Origin of the sequence: Rhodoferax sp., from assembly GCF_039922535.1 — a bacterium.
Classification (GTDB): domain Bacteria; phylum Pseudomonadota; class Gammaproteobacteria; order Burkholderiales; family Burkholderiaceae_C; genus Rhodoferax_B.
In genome coordinates this window covers 1-13779 of record NZ_JBDTEM010000211.1, presented here as the reverse complement: position 1 = coordinate 13779, position 13779 = coordinate 1, and the positions used below count along the sequence as shown (strand labels likewise).

Genomic DNA, 13779 nt, shown 5'->3' with positions numbered 1-13779 from the left:
TCATGGCTTTATTGCTACTATTTTTCAGTGTGGCGATTCGTATAGCGTACGTTCGCTGTAGTTGGGATCGGCCTTGATCTGCTTGTCGGTATACGGCAGCTTGACCCATTCGCCTGCGGCGTACTTGCGGGTCTGGTCGCTGAAGTGCGCGCTGGTCGGGTCGGACGACTGGCTGTAGGTCAGGATACCTTCGGCCACCGGACCGCTACTGTCCCAGGTCACAAACTGGATGTAGCTGTTGCCAAAGGCACCGGCATTGGTGGCGGGATCGGCGGTGTAGATAAAGCTGCCCGGGGCGACCTGGGTGCGCACGCCTGCCCAGTTGTTGTAGGTCGAACGGCCACCCGGTATCGCCAGCACGCCCTCGGCACGTTGCAGCAGTTGCACGTCCTGGGTGCGGGCACGGCGCTTGATGGGGTCGTCAAACTGCGGGCTGGCCACCAGGGTTTCCAATTGCGCCATGGCCGCAGCCAGGTTGGCGGTACCGCGCGGGGTTTCCTGCGGGTCGGCCGCATTGAACGGCACGCTCCACCACGACGGGTCGTTCAACTCGCCCAGGGCGGCGTACAACTCGTCAAACAGCACCACGCCCTGGTTGGTGGTGGTGTGGGCGGTGTTCCAGGCTTGCAGCACGGCACAGGCATCCAGGGCGGCCGGTGTGGCGCCGCTGCTGGCCAGGCAGCCCGAGACAAAGCCCGGCAACCACTTTTCAGCCTTGAAAAACCGGCTCTTCAGGTAGAGCTGCTCCAGGTTGGCCAGCGTGAAACGGTAGCCGCCCTGCCCGTCGGTACCGGCCAGGCGGTCACGCACCATGGCGTGGCCGGTGCGGGTACGGTTGCTTTGCGGCAGCGCTTCGGCATTCGGGCCGGTGGCGATGATTTTGGCAAATCCGCTCAGGTAGGTGTTCAGGCTAGGCCACCAGTGGCTGTCGTTGGAATTCATCGCATAGTCCGGGCGCTTGACCCAAGGCCGTCCGGCTGCGGGGATGCTGCCCGACCAGTCGCAGGCCGCCGTGGTGCCCGCCATCACCACCACACCGGTGCTGGCCATCAAAGGCTGGAAGGGTGGCGGCACGCAGGCGGCCAGTTGGGCGTCGGGCACATTGGCGGCGACCGAGTAGTTGGCGTACAAGGCATCGCCGCCTTTGTCTGCGGCAATGGTGTTGACCCAGGGCATGGCATTAAAGGTGGCCAGGGACTTACGCAGACTGTCCACGCTGGTGGACTTGCCGTTCAGCACAACCTGGTCGATGAGCTGGTAGTTACTGGCATTGGCATCTTGCAGCGCGTAGCCACTGCCGGTGGTCCAGGCAAAGCTGCTGTCCGTCATCATGGGGCCGTACTCGGTGGTGTACAGGGTGCGCTGGATCTGCACCTGGTTGCCATCGGCACCCAGGGCCGACACGGTCAGGGGCACAGCCTTCATGGCAATCGATTTGCCATCTTTCAGGTAGCGCGTGGGGTTGCTGGGGTCTATGGCCAGGTAGCGCACGGTGAAGCGGTTGTCGGTCGAGAAAGTGTGCGTCCAGGCCACCTTGTCGTTGAAACCGATCAAAGGCAGGGGCACACCCAGCAGGGTCGCACCCATCACGTCATAGTTCTCGCTGGCCACCGTGATGTGCACCTGGTTCAAACGCAGGGCACCCCACCATGGAAAGTGCGGGTTACCCATCAACAGGCCTTTGCCGCTTTGGGTGGCATCGCGCCCCAGGCCCAGGCCGTTGGAGCCAATACTGTGGTCGCGCAGGCTCTGGAACGCCATCAGCACGGGCGACTGGGAATAGTCTGCGGGCACGTTGGGTGTCTTGGCTTTGGCCACGTTCACAGAAGCGGCAGCTTTGGCCACCGTGGCAACCGGTGGCACTGCGCTGCCGATAGCACCAATAAAGCCCAGCGAGCTACCCGTCATGGCGGCTTGCGAGAAGCGCAAATAAGCATCGTCTTCGGTCATGGGTTTGACCCAGGCTTTGCCACGGCAGGCAACCGGCAACTTGGCCAAACCGGTATTGGACAGATAGCGGTTGTAGCCGGTGGCAAAACCGTCGGCCAATTCGCGGGTGGCGCGACCGGCCCCGGCCTTGAAGCGGGCCGCCTGGTCGGAGCCCAGCACCAGCTTGTAGAAAAAGTCGGAGTCCACATTGCCAAACGTGGTGCCCAACTGGCCCAAGTAGCCGCCAGCGGCACCAAAGTACTTGGCCCGCTCGCCGTGCAGCGTGACCAATTCTTCGGCAAACAAACAAAAGTTATCCTGGGCAAAGGCATAGCCATAGCCATAGCCTGCACCCGTAAAACTGTCGGCGACGATGTGCGGAACACCGTAGGACGTGGTGCGGATCGTGGCCGCGTATTCGGTGGGTAGACAGCCAGTGAGCATGGCCGCAGCGATGGCCGCCACCAGCCCGATGCGCGCCGCGGGTAGGCCTCGCGAGGTCGTCGTTAGTTTCATACTTACTCCCTAATATTGGATTTGAGACCGAATAGACGTACACAATGTTACGTAAAACGGACTTATTCCATACTACGTTGCAACTTATGTAACGCTTTCCACGGTCCGTTCAAATGTACCTATTTTTGGGGATGGAAGTGCGTGCAAAAAGAGCCGATTGACCGAAAAATGGTAAAGCAAAGCCATATTGGACTGCCTGCACCAGTGATTCCAAAAAAAGCCACTAGCCTTGTTTTCCAGAGGCAAAAGTTCACTATCCAGTGGGATAGCCAGGATTTCCATCAGTGCCGACGATCCCATACAGCGAACCATTCACACCAGCAACTTGCGGGTGCAGAGACTGCAGTCGGCATGCAGCGCTACGGAGTCGCCCCGCCACACCTCGCGGCTCCATTCAAGCACCACATAGCGGTAAGCCAGGCTCATTTGAAGCCATAGCTTCGGCGGCCTCGTCCAGCACCAGCAGACCTGGATGGGTAGACAAGGCCCGGCCAATAGCCAGCGTCGGCCGCTCGCCATCCGAGAGCGGGTTGACTAGGCGGTGCTCGCAGCGGTAGACCAAGAACCCTGCCGCACCCCCAAAGCAAAACGCCACCGCAGAAGACTCTGCGGTGGCGTTTTGAAATACTATCTATTTAATAGCTGCTGGCGCAATCAGAATATGCGCTAGAGGCCATTTTCATACCTCATTCAGCGTCCGGTTCCTGCCATGTGCGCGGTCGTCTTGTCGAGGACCTCTTCGGGCGTATTCGCCTCTTCCCAGGTTTCGTTGTTCATGGCGGCATCCAGGCGCTTCATGTCCAGGTCGCCGGTCCATTTGGCCACCACCAAGGTGGCCACACCGTTGCCGACCAGGTTGGTCAGGGCGCGGGCTTCGGACATGAAGCGGTCAATCCCCAGAATCAGCGCCAAACCGGCCACCGGCACATGGCCCACGGCCGACAAGGTAGCGGCCAGCACGATGAAACCACTGCCCGTCACACCGGCTGCACCCTTGGAGGTCAGCAGCAGCACCAAGAGCAAGGTGATTTGCTGGCCAATGCTCATCGGGGTATCGGTGGCCTGGGCGATGAACACCGCCGCCATGGTCAGGTAGATGGAGGTGCCGTCCAGGTTGAACGAGTAGCCGGTAGGAATCACCAGGCCGACCACGGACTTCTTGGCACCGGCGTTTTCCATCTTCTCCATCATGCGGGGTAGCACCGATTCGCTGGACGAGGTGCCCAGCACGATCAACAACTCTTCCTTGATGTATTTGACGAACTTGAAAATGCTGAAGCCATGCAGCCGCGCCACGATACCCAGCACCACAAAGACGAAGACGAGGCAGGTGGCATAGAACGTACCCATCAACCAGCCCAGGGAAAACAGCGAGGCAATGCCGAATTTTCCAATAGTGAAGGCCATCGCACCAAAGGCACCGATAGGGGCCACCTTCATGATCGTGCCGATGATGTCAAACAGCACATGCGAAAACTTTTCAATGAAGTCAAACACCTGCGTGCCGCGGCCACCAAACTTGTGCAACGCAAAGCCAAACAACACGGCAAACAGCAGCACCTGCAAAATTTCACCCTTGGCAAACGCTTCCACCACGGTGCTGGGGATGATGTTCATCAAAAACTCGGTGGTGCCAGCCATCTTGCCTGGACCGGTGTAGGCAGCAATGCCTTTGGTGTCCAAAGTGGTGACATCCACATGCATACCAGAACCGGGCTGTACCAGATTGACGATCACCAAGCCGACAATCAGCGCGACGGTGCTCATCACCTCAAAATACAGCAGCGCCAGTCCGCCGGTTTTACCCACTTTCTTCATGTCTTCCATACCGGCGATACCCACCACCACGGTACAGAAAATGATGGGGGCAATCAGCATCTTGATGAGCTTGATGAAGCCGTCGCCCAGCGGCTTCATCTGCGCGCCCAGATCGGGCTGGAAATGCCCCAGCGCCACACCCAAGGCCACCGCGGTCAGCACTTGCACATAAAGGGACTTGTAAAGCGGCTTTTTGGCCGCGGGAGTGTCTGAACGCATGGTGCAAACCTTTCTGGGTAAATAAATGGCCACCCACACAGGCAGCAGAACAGCCGCCAATTTATTCCCAAAAATGCGCCTCGCCATTGTGGAAACTACGGTGAAACCTAGGCTCCGTTGGTATACAGCTTGCGCAATTTGTAACAACTCCATAGCGTGCGGTGTCGGCCTCGGCCGGTTTTGCCGCGTTGAATCGATTCGACAACAACACTTTGAGGAAACTCCATGCAATTTATCCGTGCCATTGCTTTTGCTGCCATTGCAGGTACCGCCATCCTCACCGCCACCGGCTGTGCCGTTGTGCGCCAGCAAGAACCCGTGGGTGCCTATGTGGACGACGCGGCCATCACCACCTCCGTCAAGGCCCGTTTTGTGAATGACAAAACCGTAGACGCCGGAGCCATCAATGTGCAAACCCTGAAAGGCACGGTCATCTTGGCGGGCTTTGCCAAATCCAGCGCCGAAAAGATGCAGGCCGAATCCATCGCCCGCAATGTCAAGGGCGTGACTGCGGTGCGCAACGAGTTGGTCGTACGCCCTTAATTGGCCACCATCTCCGTGTAAACAGGCCGGCTGCAGTGCCCCGCAGCTGGCTTTTTTTTTGGTCCAGACCCACTGCAATTTACCGCCCCGCTGCGCCAAAGCGTCATGTTTTAGGACCACAATCTAGTTATGGAAAACACCGACAAACTGAATGACCGCAACGTCGCCCTGGCCTGGGCCGACCTGCAAGCCCACTCCAACAACGGCCAAGCGCTGGAGACCGATGCCTACCGCCTGGCCTTTGCCGACCCCGAGTTTTTGCTGCGCCGTGAAACCCGTGGCATCCGCTTTCAGCTAGAAATGCTCAAACCCGATCTGGCCCAGCAAGCCCAGGGGATTGAAAACACCGTGGTCGTCTTTGGCAGCGCCCGCTTCCCGGCACCCGAAGACGCACAGCCGGCTCTTGCCGCAGCCGAAGCCAGCGGCGATGCCGAAGCCCTGAAAGTCGCCCAGCGCCGCATGCGCAACGCCCGCTACTACGACCAGGCCCGCCTGTTTGCCCGGCTGGTAGCCAACTACAGCGCCAACCGCGCCGCTGCCGACCGGCTCTACATCTGCACCGGCGGTGGCCCCGGCATCATGGAAGCCGCCAACCGCGGTGCCTTTGAGATGGGCGCGCTAAACGTGGGCCTGAGCATCGCCCTGCCCCACGAGCAAGGTGGCAACCGCTATGTGTCGCCCAGCCTGAACTTCAAGTTCCACTACTTTGCGCTGCGCAAAATGCATTTCATGATGCGCGCCAAAGCCCTGGTGGCCTTCCCGGGCGGCTTTGGCACGCTGGACGAACTGTTTGAAGTGGTGACCCTGGTGCAAACCGGCAAAACCAAGGCCGTGCCCATCATCTTGTTTGGTGCCGACTACTGGAAGAAGCTGATCAACTTCGACGTGCTGATCGACGAAGGCGCCATCTCCGCCAGCGACATGGACCTATTCACCTTCGTCGATACCCCTGAAGACGCCTGGACGGCTATCAGAGCGTTTTATAAGATTTAAGCCCCCAGGCGGTCCTTGAGCCGCCGCCCACCACCGCCCCGACCACCCAGAACAGCCCGGCCACACCTACCACGGTGCTGGCCGCGCCAAACAGCAGCGGCATCACCACGCTGGACGCGTTGATGCTCATCAGCCGCAGGCCCAGCGCTTCGCCGTGGCGGTGCGCCGGGGTGATCTGGTGCAGGGTACTCATGATCATAGGCTGTACCGAGCCTAGCGCCAGGCCCAAAAACACCGAACACACCCCCATCGCCGCCGCGCTGGGCAAGAACGGATACAAAGCAAACAACGCGGCCGTCATCCACATCGCGCCCACGATCACCGCCCACTCGCGCAGGCGTGCGGCCATCATCGGCATGGCCATGCGCACGACCGCCGCCGCGATCGCAAAGCCCCCCAGGATGGAGCCGATGGTCGAGGCGCTCAAACCGCGCTCGTGGCCCAGGATGGGCACCACAAAGGTGTGCACGTCCCAGCAGGACGACAAAAACCAGTTCACCAGCAGCAAACGGCGCAGCATGGGGTCAACCAGCAAATCCAGTACACGCGGCTTGGCGGCACCCGGTACGGCATGGATGGCGGGCAGCTCTTGCACCCCTTGCACCAGCGCCCAGGTGGCCAGTGGCAGCACCGCCATCAAGGCAAACGCCGCCTGAAAACCCCATCGGTCGGCGGGCACGCTACCCGCATGGTCAATCATCAAGCCAGCCGCAAACGGCCCGATGAAGTTGGACAGTGCCGGCCCCAGCGCCAGCCAACTGAACACCTGTTTGAGCTGGGTGGAACCCTCGGCCGCGCGCCCCACGTGGCGCTGCAAGGCAATCACCGCAATGCCAGTGGCCCCGCCGGTCAGCAACGCGCTGACGCAGAGCACCGGGTAAACCGGAAACGCCGCCGCCAACCCCGCGCCCAGCACGGCCATGCCGACGCTGATGGTCACCGGCTTGCGCAGACCATGGCGGTCGGCATAGCGCCCGGCAGGCAAGGCCAGAAACACCTGGGTTAGCGCAAATAAGGCCAGCAAAAGGCCCACCGCCAGGCCGCTGAAACCCTCGCGCAAAGCCAGCAGGGGCGCGGCCAGGCGGATGCCGGTCATACAAGCGTGCAGGCAAATCTGTGCTGCAATCAAACGGGCCAGTGCCAAATTCATAGCAAAAATACAAGCATTAAATAGGGAATTGGCGCAGATAGAAAGTGCGCAAGCAGCTACGATTTATAGAGCAAAAACCTCTTACCCTGGACCATCGTCCAGATCCGCCGACGCGGGCAACAGCGCCTGCGCTTCGGCATCGGGCAACGCCTCCACCACCTTCAGCGCGCGGCGCATCTGGCGGGTGCGGGTGTCGGCCTTGTCCAGGGTATCCGAAGCCTTTTGCACCTGTTCGCGGATGCGGGCCACCCATTCGCCGTAGCGCTCGAACTCGGTTTTCACCGCACCCAGCACCTTCCAAACTTCGCTGGCCTGCTGCTCCAGCGCCAAGGTGCGGAAGCCCATGTGCAGGCTGTTGAGCATGGCCAGCAAGGTGGTCGGGCCAGCCAGGGTGACGCGGTAGTCGCGCTGCAGGCTATCCATCAGGCCGGGGCGGCGCAGCACCTCGGCGTACAGGCTCTCGATGGGCAAGAACAAAATCGCAAAGTCGGTGGTGTGCGGCGGGGCCAGGTAGCTCTCGGCAATCGATTTGGCCTCGGCGCGGATGCGGGCTTCCAGCGCCTTGGCGGAGGCTTCGGCGGCCAGCGCGTCGGCGCGTTCGTGGGCATCCAGCAGGCGCTCATAGTCGTCGCGCGGGAACTTGGCGTCGATGGGAAGCCAGACGGGTGCGCCGTCGGCACTGCGACCGGGAAAACGCACCGCAAAGTCCACCCGCTGGTTGCTGCGCGGCTTGGTCTCGATCTGCTTGCCGTACTGCTCGGCGGTGAGCACCTGCTCCAGCAGGTTTTCCAGCTGCACCTCGCCAAACATGCCGCGGGTTTTGACGTTGGTGAGTACGCGCTGCAAGTCGCCCACGCCCTGGGCCAGGGACTGCATTTCGCCCAGGCCTTTGTGCACCTGCTCCAGCCGGTCGGCCACCTGCTTGAAGCTTTCGCCCAGGCGGGTTTCCAGCGTGGTTTGCAGCTTTTCGTCTACGGTTTGGCGCATTTCGTCGAGCTTGGCGGCGTTACTGTGTTGCAGTTGCAGCAGTTGCGCCTCCAACGTGGCGCGCACCTCGCCCATGCGCCGGGCGTTGGATTCGCCCAGGGCCTGGAGCTGGGTGCTCAGGGTGTCACTCACCGAGCGCTGCAGCAAGGCGAGTTGCTGGGCCAGCGCGTCGATCTGGGTGTTTTGGGTGCGCGTAGCCTCGGCGCTTTGCTGCACCAGGCTGCGCTGAAAGTTGGCAAAACTGGTGCCCAGCTCGTGCCGGTCGGCACGCGATGATTCGCGCAGCCCGCGTTCCAGGCGGTCCATGGCGGAGTGATCTGCCGCGGGCGGTTTACGCAGCAACAGGGCCAACAAGAGCGCCAAGTTCAGCACGGCCAGCGCCAGCAGCCCCCATTCAATCAAGGTCATCGATACGATCTATTCGCTATTTATTTGATAGCTACCTGTGCAGCGTTGATGGGCGTGAGCGGCTTATTATTTATAAGAAATCCAACCAGGTTGTCGGCCGCCAGCTGCGCCATGGCGGTACGGGTCGCCACGGTGGCACTGGCGATGTGCGGGGTCAGCACCACGTTGGGCACGGTGAGCAGGTCGGGGTGGACTTGGGGCTCGCCCTCGAACACGTCCAGCCCGGCGGCGGCGATGCGGCCCTCGCGCAAGGCCACAGCCAGGGCTGCATCGTCCACGATGCCGCCGCGCGCGATGTTGACCAGGGTGGCGGTGGGCTGCATCAGCGCCAGCTCGGCCGCACCGATGGTGTGGTGCGAGGCGGCGGAATACGGTACCACCAGCACCACGTGGTCGGCGGTCTTGAGCAGTTCTTCTTTGGACACAAAACGGGCCTTGCAGTCGGCCTCGGTGGCGGCATCCAGCGGGCTGCGGTTGTGGTAAATCACCTGCATGCCAAAGCCATGGGCGCCGCGCTTGGCGATGCCCTGGCCAATGCGGCCCATGCCGATGATGCCCAGCGTGCTGCCGTGGATCTCGGCCCCGGCGAACATGTCGTAGCTCCACTTCTTCCACAGCCCGGCACGCAGGAAATGCTCGCTCTCGCTGATACGGCGGGCGGTGGCCATCAGCAGGGCAAAGCCGAAGTCGGCGGTGGTCTCGGTGAGCACATCGGGGGCGTTGGTGGCCAGCACGCCTGCCGCGCTCATCGCGTCGATGTCAAAGTTGTTGTAGCCCACGGCCATGTTGGCGCAAATGCGCAGTTGCGGGCAGGCGGCCAGCAACTCGGCATCGATGCGCTCGCTGCCGGTGGTGAAGGCGCCGACCTTGCCTTGCAGGCGGGCGATCAGCTCGGCTTTACTCCAGGACGCATCCTCCTGGTTGGACTCCACCACAAAGTGCTGCTCCAGAGCGGCAATGGTGGCGGGGAATATTTTGCGGGCGATAAGAATGGCGGGTTTGGACATTTAGGTAAACCAGATCAAGGTGGTAACGGCAAACAAGGGCACCAGAATGGCACACGACCAGACCATGTAGCCAAAGAAGCTGGGCATGGCCACACCGCGCTGTTCGGCAATGGCTTTGACCATCATATTGGGTGCATTGCCGATATAGCTGTTGGCCCCCATGAACACCGACCCGGCAGACACGGCCATCAGCGTGGGGGCCAGGGTGGTCATCAACGTCTGCGCATCGCCGCCTGCGGTGTTAAAAAACACCAGGTAGGTCGGCGCGTTGTCCAGAAACGAGCTGAGCAGGCCGCTGGCCCAGAAATACATGGCCGGATGGGGCGAGCCGTCGGGTCGCGTCACCGCCGCCACCACCGCACCAAACGGGCCGTGCAGGCCCTCGCGCAGCAGCGCAATCACCGGAATGATAGTCAGGAAAATGCCCGCAAACAGCTTGGCCACTTCCAGCATCGGCCCCCAGCTGAACTGGTTGTCGGCATGCACCTGGGCCGCCGTGCAGCGCAGCGACAGCAGGGTCACCAGCACCAGCCCCGCATCGCGCACCAGGCCGGGCAAGCCGACCTCGGCCCCGGCCACATGGAACACCACCGGCGACTTCCAGAAGCCGCTGAGCAGCACCAAGCCCACCACCACGCCCAGCAAGGCGAAATTGACCACGCCGTCAAAGCCGATGCGCTGCGTGTCGGGCGTGGGATCGACCGGCAGCACGCCTTCTTTGCGGTAGTAATAGCAGTCGATAGCGAAGCACAGGGCCAGCAGCACACCCACCAAAAACAGCGTGGGCTGCCACAAATGGCCCAGGGTCCAGAAGAAATCCACCCCCTGCAAAAAGCCCAGAAACAGCGGCGGGTCGCCCAGCGGCGTAAGCGCGCCACCGGCGTTGGAGACGATGAAGATAAAGAACACCACCACGTGCACCTTGTGGACGCGGTTGTCGTTGGCGCGCAGCAGCGGGCGCAGCATCAGCATGGACGCACCGGTGGTGCCCATCACACTGGCCAGAGCCGCGCCAATCGCCAGCAACGCCACGTTCAGGCGCGGGCTGCCGTGCAGGTTGCCGCGGATGTAGATGCCTCCCGCCACGGTGTACAGCGCGGTTAGCAAAATGATGAAAGGCAGGTACTCGGCCAGCAGCGCGTGCACCAGGCTGTGGGCGGCGGCATCCAGCCCGAACATGGCCGCAAACGGCAGCAAAAATGCTAGCGACCAGGCCGCCGACACTTTGCCGAAATGGTGGTGCCAAAAGCGGGGCACCCACAACGGGCACAGTGCAATCGACAACAAAATGCCCGCAAATGGGATGCCCCAAAGGGCCGACATGCCGGCTGCGCTCATGGGAGAGGCTCGGTTGGCGTTTCGATCTCGAACACCTGGCGCAGGTAGCCCACGTATTTTTCGTCCTCGCACATATTCTTGCCCGGCGAGTCAGACAGCTTGGCCACCGGCTGGCCATTGCAGCGGATCATCTTGATGACGATTTGCAACGGTACATGCAGGGGTGGGTCGCCCATGTCGTTGGTCAGGTTGGTGCCGATGCCAAAGGCCAGCAGGCAACGACCGCGAAACTGCTGGTACAGCGCAATGGTGCGCGGTACGGTCAGGCCGTCGCTGAAGATCAGCACTTTGGTCAGCGGATCGACGCGGTTCTTTTTGTAGTGCGCCAGCAGGCGTTCGCCCCACACAAACGGGTCACCGCTGTCGTGCCGCGCGCCGTCGAAGAGCTTGCAGAAGTACATGTCGAAGTCGCGCAGGAAGGCATCCATGCCGTAGACGTCGCTCAGCGCAATGCCCAGGTCGCCCCTGTATTCCTTGGCCCACATTTCAAAGCCAAACACCTGGCTGTCGCGCAAGCGCGGGCCCAGGGCCTGGCAGGCCTGCAGGTATTCGTGGGCCATGGTGCCCAACGGGGTGAGTCCTAATTGCATAGCAAACAATACATTGCTGGTGCCCGCAAACTGCCCCTGCGGGCCCGAACCCAGCTGCGCCACTAAAGTGCGCAGCACCTCTTCGTGCCAGGCCTTGCTGTAGCGGCGGCGGGTACCGTAGTCGGCAATCTTGAGCTCGTCTAATCCGTCGCCGCGCAATTGGGTGATCTTGGCCTGCAGCCGCTGGCGGGCCTGGGTGAAGTTGGGCACGGTGGTGGCGTGGCGAAAGTACACCTCGTTGACGATGGCCAGCACCGGGATCTCGAACGGAATCACGTGCAGCCAGGGCCCCTGGATGGAGATGTCGATCTCGCCATTGGGCAGCGGGGTCACAGAGATGTACTTTTCGTTGAGCCGGAACAGCCCCAGAAAGTCGACAAAGTCGCTTTTGATGAAGCGCATGGAGCGCAGATAGCCCAACTCGGCCTCGGTAAAACCCAAGCTGCACAGCCCGCGGATCTCGTCCTGGATCTCGGCCACCAACGGGGCCAGGTTCACGCCGGGATTGCGGCATTTGAAGCGGTACTGCACCTGCGAGGCGGGGAAATGGTGCAGCACGACCTGCATCATCGTGAACTTGTAGAGGTCAGTATCGAGCAGGCTGGTGATGATCATAAAAGCGTTGGCATGGGGCCCAAACGACCTAGAAACAGGGCCAAAGCCACAAAGTGTAGGGGATTCGCCGGGCGGCTAGTATTTGACCGCGATGCCCTTTAAAACGGGTTCACGATCTTTGGCCCGTATGCCGCCAGGGCCGCAGGGGTCAGCCGTTGATCGCCAATACCCGCGCTGGTGTATTCAGATCAGTGCCTCCACGCAGCTTAAACACCGCCACCACCTGTACCAACTCGTGCGACTGCTGGCGCAGACTGTTGGCGGCTGCAGCCATCTCCTCCACCAGTGCGGCATTTTGCTGGGTCGCCTGGTCCATCTGGGCCACGGCTTCGCCCACCTGGGCAACCCCCAGGGACTGCTCGTTGCTGGCAATACTGATCTCGCCCATGATGTCGGTCACTTTGCGGATGGAATCGACCACCTCGGCCATGGTGGCCCCGGCCTGGCCGACCTGTGCGCTACCTTGGGCCACGCGCTCAACACTGGTGTGGATCAGGGTCTTGATCTCCTTGGCCGCATCGGCCGAGCGCCCGGCCAGGCTGCGCACTTCACTGGCCACAACGGCAAAGCCCCGGCCCTGCTCTCCGGCACGGGCTGCCTCAACGGCGGCATTCAGGGCCAAGATATTGGTCTGAAAGGCGATCCCATCAATGACGCCGATGATGTCGGCAATTTTTCGGGAACTGTCGTTGATACCCTTCATGGTCTCGACCACCTGGCCCACGGCTTCCCCGCCCCTCACCGCCACCAGGGATGCGTTCATGGCCAGCTCATTCGCCTGGCGGGAGCTGTCGGCGTTCTGCCGGACGTTGGAGCTCAGCTCTTCCATGGATGCCGCAGTTTGCTCCAGCGCACTGGCCTGGCCCTCGGTTCGGGCGCTGAGGTCGTCATTGCCCTGGGCGATTTCGGCACTGGCGGTGGCCACGTTTTCCGACCCCAAACGCACGTTGGCCACGACCCGCACCAGACTGGATTGCATGTCGCGCAAACTCGTCAGCAGTTGGCCCACCTCATCGGTTCGCTGGCCGTCGATCTGTGCCGTCAAATCCCCTGCGGCGACTCGGCGCGCAATCCCCACGGCCTCGCCCAGGGGTCGCACAATACCCCGAGAAATATGCCAAGCCGCGGCAGCGGCCAAGAGAAAAGAGAGCAAAAATGCGCCCCCTGCAGCCGCCACCAGTTGGCGATGCTGTAGCCCGTTGTCGGTCAGCGCGGCGGCCACATTGGCATCCTGGATCGCCACCAAATGGCCGATGGTCTCGGCCCATTGGTCCTGGATCGGACTGACCTTGGTCACCAAGATAGTGGCGGCGGTATCCGGGCGAAAGTTGGACGCATATTCCTCCGCCTTCTGCAGGGGCTCGACAGTCTCTTGCTCCAATTTGACGGCCCGCGCTAGGTCCGCTTGCTCTTCTGCGGTGGGTGCCAGGCTGGCAAACCGCGCGAAATTCTTCTTGTACAGCTCTTGCCACCCCCGCAGCGCCGCAACCTCTTTCTTCATCTCATCCACATCCGAGCGCAGCCCGATATTGCGGGCCTGCAAGCCTTGGCGAAAAACAGCGTCGCGCATGGTTCCGGCGATCTCCCGGCGCTCTTTGGCGCGGCTGAGCGCCGCGTCAAAAGTACCGCGCCCTTGTGCATCCACCATAAAAGTGACCGAGAGCAC

The 13779-nt window shown here is 61.6% G+C and carries 10 protein-coding genes and 1 pseudogene; 2 read left to right on the top strand and 9 right to left on the bottom strand.

All coding sequences use genetic code 11. From position 1 onward, the window contains the following. Positions 1 to 24: 24 nt before the first annotated feature. The 3 genes and pseudogenes from ABI213_RS10105 to ABI213_RS10095 all read right to left on the bottom strand — a co-directional run bounded on the left by ABI213_RS10105 (position 25) and on the right by ABI213_RS10095 (position 4482). Complete coding sequence (locus ABI213_RS10105) at positions 25 to 2445, bottom strand: penicillin acylase family protein (protein WP_348008870.1); 2421 nt, start codon at positions 2443 to 2445, stop codon at positions 25 to 27. A 430-nt stretch (positions 2446 to 2875) separates the two neighbouring features. Then, positions 2876 to 2971, bottom strand: a pseudogene (locus ABI213_RS10100) (ABC transporter ATP-binding protein); the annotation flags it as partial. 164 nt (positions 2972 to 3135) lie between these two features. Next, complete coding sequence (locus tag ABI213_RS10095) at positions 3136 to 4482, bottom strand: dicarboxylate/amino acid:cation symporter (protein ID WP_348008871.1); 1347 nt, start codon at positions 4480 to 4482, stop codon at positions 3136 to 3138. A 225-nt stretch (positions 4483 to 4707) separates the two neighbouring features. On the opposite strand from ABI213_RS10095, the gene ABI213_RS10090 reads away from it, so the two are divergent. Continuing rightward, positions 4708 to 5025, top strand: a complete 318-nt coding sequence (locus tag ABI213_RS10090) for a BON domain-containing protein (RefSeq protein ID WP_348008872.1) — start codon at positions 4708 to 4710, stop codon at positions 5023 to 5025. Positions 5026 to 5154: 129 nt separating this feature from the next. Continuing rightward, positions 5155 to 6018, top strand: a complete 864-nt coding sequence (locus ABI213_RS10085; RefSeq protein ID WP_348008873.1) for a TIGR00730 family Rossman fold protein — start codon at positions 5155 to 5157, stop codon at positions 6016 to 6018. On the opposite strand, the gene ABI213_RS10080 is transcribed toward ABI213_RS10085, so the two are convergent. From ABI213_RS10080 to ABI213_RS10055, 6 genes are all read right to left on the bottom strand, one after another. Further along, positions 5996 to 7168, bottom strand: a complete 1173-nt coding sequence (locus ABI213_RS10080) for an MFS transporter (RefSeq protein ID WP_348008874.1) — start codon at positions 7166 to 7168, stop codon at positions 5996 to 5998. The genes ABI213_RS10085 and ABI213_RS10080 overlap by 23 nt on opposite strands. An 81-nt stretch (positions 7169 to 7249) precedes the next feature. Next, positions 7250 to 8563 carry a DNA recombination protein RmuC gene (rmuC, locus tag ABI213_RS10075; RefSeq protein ID WP_348008875.1) on the bottom strand — a complete coding sequence of 438 codons (1314 nt, stop codon included), beginning with the start codon at positions 8561 to 8563 and terminating at the stop codon, positions 7250 to 7252. A 20-nt stretch (positions 8564 to 8583) separates the two neighbouring features. Beyond that, on the bottom strand, positions 8584 to 9570 hold the full coding sequence (locus ABI213_RS10070) for a D-glycerate dehydrogenase (RefSeq protein ID WP_348008876.1): 987 nt from the start codon (positions 9568 to 9570) through the stop codon (positions 8584 to 8586). Then, positions 9571 to 10965, bottom strand: a complete 1395-nt coding sequence (locus ABI213_RS10065) for a sodium:proton antiporter (RefSeq protein ID WP_348008880.1) — start codon at positions 10963 to 10965, stop codon at positions 9571 to 9573. Beyond that, complete coding sequence (gene pncB, locus ABI213_RS10060) at positions 10905 to 12113, bottom strand: nicotinate phosphoribosyltransferase (protein ID WP_348008877.1); 1209 nt, start codon at positions 12111 to 12113, stop codon at positions 10905 to 10907. Before pncB ends, ABI213_RS10065 begins: the two co-directional genes overlap by 61 nt. A 148-nt stretch (positions 12114 to 12261) precedes the next feature. After that, positions 12262 to 13779, bottom strand: a complete 1518-nt coding sequence (locus ABI213_RS10055; protein ID WP_348026921.1) for a methyl-accepting chemotaxis protein — start codon at positions 13777 to 13779, stop codon at positions 12262 to 12264.

Excerpts from the sequence above, each read along its gene's own strand:
- ABI213_RS10105 (WP_348008870.1), bottom strand. The coding sequence starts at position 2,445 with ATGAAACTAACGACGACCTCGCGAGGCCTACCCGCGGCGCGCATCGGG.
- ABI213_RS10095 (WP_348008871.1), bottom strand. The coding sequence starts at position 4,482 with ATGCGTTCAGACACTCCCGCGGCCAAAAAGCCGCTTTACAAGTCCCTT.
- ABI213_RS10090 (WP_348008872.1), top strand. The coding sequence starts at position 4,708 with ATGCAATTTATCCGTGCCATTGCTTTTGCTGCCATTGCAGGTACCGCC.
- ABI213_RS10085 (WP_348008873.1), top strand. The coding sequence starts at position 5,155 with ATGGAAAACACCGACAAACTGAATGACCGCAACGTCGCCCTGGCCTGG.
- ABI213_RS10080 (WP_348008874.1), bottom strand. The coding sequence starts at position 7,168 with ATGAATTTGGCACTGGCCCGTTTGATTGCAGCACAGATTTGCCTGCAC.
- rmuC (WP_348008875.1), bottom strand. The coding sequence starts at position 8,563 with ATGACCTTGATTGAATGGGGGCTGCTGGCGCTGGCCGTGCTGAACTTG.
- ABI213_RS10070 (WP_348008876.1), bottom strand. The coding sequence starts at position 9,570 with ATGTCCAAACCCGCCATTCTTATCGCCCGCAAAATATTCCCCGCCACC.
- pncB (WP_348008877.1), bottom strand. The coding sequence starts at position 12,113 with ATGATCATCACCAGCCTGCTCGATACTGACCTCTACAAGTTCACGATG.